Source organism: Streptomyces sp. H39-C1, from assembly GCF_027158125.1.
In the GTDB taxonomy this organism is placed as follows: domain Bacteria; phylum Actinomycetota; class Actinomycetes; order Streptomycetales; family Streptomycetaceae; genus Actinacidiphila; species Actinacidiphila fildesensis.
The window spans coordinates 1-1,714 of the sequence record NZ_JAPVLS010000233.1; the positions used below are offsets into that span (position 1 = coordinate 1).

At 69.9% G+C, this 1,714-nt stretch carries 2 protein-coding genes; one reads left to right on the top strand and one right to left on the bottom strand.

Going from position 1 to position 1,714, the window contains the following annotated elements; all coding sequences use genetic code 11:
* Nucleotides 1-349 (top strand): hypothetical protein (locus O3W51_RS47875; protein ID WP_269290369.1); only part of this gene is annotated, 349 nt, incomplete at its 5' end.
* Nucleotides 350-1,191: 842 nt separating this feature from the next.
* Here the strand turns inward: O3W51_RS47875 and O3W51_RS47880 are convergent.
* Nucleotides 1,192-1,566 carry a hypothetical protein gene (locus O3W51_RS47880; protein ID WP_269290372.1) on the bottom strand — a complete coding sequence of 125 codons (375 nt, stop codon included), beginning with the start codon at nt 1,564-1,566 and terminating at the stop codon, nt 1,192-1,194.
* Nucleotides 1,567-1,714 lie beyond the last annotated feature (148 nt).

Sequence of the window (1,714 nt, forward strand, 5' to 3'; positions counted from 1 at the left end):
GGCGGTGATCACCGCCGATGATGAGGAGCTCTACGCTCTGGTGCCGGATTCCTCGTCGATCCACGCGGTCAACGCGAAGTTCGACGGGAAGCGCATGATCGTCACCTGCTCGCGTGAGCACCTGGCCCAGCTCGTGGAGCAGTACGAACAGCGGCCGTTCGTGCCCGAAGAACTGTGGACGGGCAAGATCGGCCGTGCCCTGGTCACGCACCCCGACGGAATCCGCGCGCAGGAGCTGGCCGAGGAGACCGGGCTTGACCTGAACCAGATCGAGCGTGCCGTGAAGTGGAACAACCGGCGCGTCCGCCGCCGCTGGGCAGGCCTCGGGCGGTGGCGCAGAGGACGCTGAGCGAGCAGCCGGCCCGGGGTCCGTCGGTGCCGGTCACCGGCGCCCAGGCCGCCATGTCGGCCGCAGGGGCCCGATCCGCCCGTTCCCGCCGCTGCCTGCCCGCGGCCCTAACCCCGCCATCTCCCACCCGGGTCCGGGGGAAGGGCAGGCAGAGGGGGAAGTCCGCGTCCAGGCCGCCCCCGTCAGACATCGCTAGTGCAGGTCACGGCCCTAAAACGCGGGGAGCGGCGGGGGAGCGGTGAACGCATGGTTGAACGGCTGCGCAGTGTGCGTGCTGACTGCGCAGCCATCGCCGACCGTAGTCGACTTGTCGCCAACAGCAACCGGAGCACTGCGCAACCGGCGGCTCGAGCGGCTGGAACCCATGGTTAGTTTCCAGCGAAGCCATGGTTAGTTCCACCCATAACCGCAGGTCAGAACCGATGCGCAGCGGTGATTGCGCAGTGCGCAGCACCGTTGCGCATCCCCGGACGGTGACTGCGCACACGGCGGATCGCTCCCCGCCGTCGGCCATGGTTAGTTCCAGCGGAACCCATGGTTAGTTCCACCTGTCACAGCAGGTCAGCGCGCCGGGGTCCGGGGTGGGTTCGGCCCCGGGGCGCGGCGGTACGTGAAGTGGGTGACGTACGCGGGGAGACGTTGACGTACACGGCCGGCCCGGCCGGGGCCGGCGGCGCCCGATGAACCGTTCCGGCGCCTTCGGCGGGGCTGCGAGGTGTGTGCCTCACAGCCCTTCCCCTCAGGTCAGCGCGCGGTGCGGGCTGTGAGGTGTGAGGGTGCCCGCGGCTTCCGGCCTGGCGACGCGCGGGGGCCGGCCTTCCGCCACCCTTTCGGTGCGCGGGTCAGGTGGTGGTGGGGCGGCCCATCTGGCGCAGCCCGGCGTCGTAGGTGCTGCGGGCGGTGCTGCGGGCGTGGGGGTCGCCGGTGAGCTGGGAGGCGAGCGTGCCCCAGGTCATGCCGTCGTCGCGGGCGGCCACGGTCAGGTGCCGGACCCTGCGGGTCAGCTCCGCGCTGAGCGCTGCGGTGGACCGCAGGATGTCGGCGCGCTCGAACTCGTTGAGCGCGGACAGGGCTTCGAACGTGTGCAGACCCAGTGCGGTCAGGGCGTGCTCCAGACGGCCGCTGTCGATGGCCTGAACGACGTATCCCTGCGGGTCGTCGGTGCGCTCCCAGTCGATCGTCGTGCGGTCGGCGGTACGGGTGATGGACACGGCCATGACGGGTTCCCCTTCATCAGGTGTGCGGTTTCCACACACTGTGCGGAAACCGCACACCTGATGTCAAGGGCCCGACACCAGGTTCCGTTCCGGCTTCTCTTCGGGCTTCCCTTTCGAACTCCCTTCGGGCGTCCGTTTCGGGTTCTGT